The sequence below is a fragment of the Synechococcus sp. R6-10 genome, assembly GCF_047461815.1.
GTDB lineage: Bacteria > Cyanobacteriota > Cyanobacteriia > Thermostichales > Thermostichaceae > Thermostichus.
The window spans coordinates 1-557 of record NZ_JANSHW010000539.1 but is presented as its reverse complement, the minus strand read 5'-3'; the positions used below and the strand labels follow the sequence as shown (position 1 = coordinate 557).

The following is a 557-nucleotide window of genomic DNA, read 5'->3' as shown; positions in this document are numbered from 1 at the left end:
CTTTAGTTTTTTTGCCTCGGCTGCCGCCATCAGCCGGGTGGGGGCGCGTCCGGTGTTTGTGGATGTGGATCCTGCTACCTTCAACTTGGACCCCCGACTGTTGGAAAAGAGCATCTCCTGCCGTACCAAGGCGGTGGTGGTGGTGCATTTGTTTGGGCAGGCGGCCAACATGACCCAGATTCTGGCTATTGCCCGGCGGCACGGCTTGGCGGTGGTGGAAGATTGTGCCCAGGCGGTGGGGGCCTGCTGGGGGGGCAGGCCGGTGGGCACTTGGGGGGAGGTGGGCTGCTTCAGCTTTTTTCCCAGCAAGAATCTGGGTGCGGCTGGGGATGGGGGGGCGGTGGTGACGCGGGATCCCCAACTGGCCAGGCGGGTGCGGGCGCTGCGGGAGCATGGGCAGACCCGTCCGTACCACCACGAGCATCTGGGTCTCAACAGTCGTTTGGATGCGCTGCAGGCGGTGATTCTCTCGGTGAAGTTGCCTTATCTGCGGGAGTGGAACTGGCGGCGGCAGGGGATTGCGGAGTGTTACCACCGCTTGCTGCAAGGGATCCCGG

At 64.1% G+C, this 557-nt stretch carries 1 protein-coding gene; it reads left to right on the top strand.

From position 1 onward, the window contains the following. A partial coding sequence (locus NW837_RS13445) for a DegT/DnrJ/EryC1/StrS family aminotransferase (RefSeq protein WP_414332128.1) occupies positions 1–557 on the top strand: 557 nt, incomplete at both ends.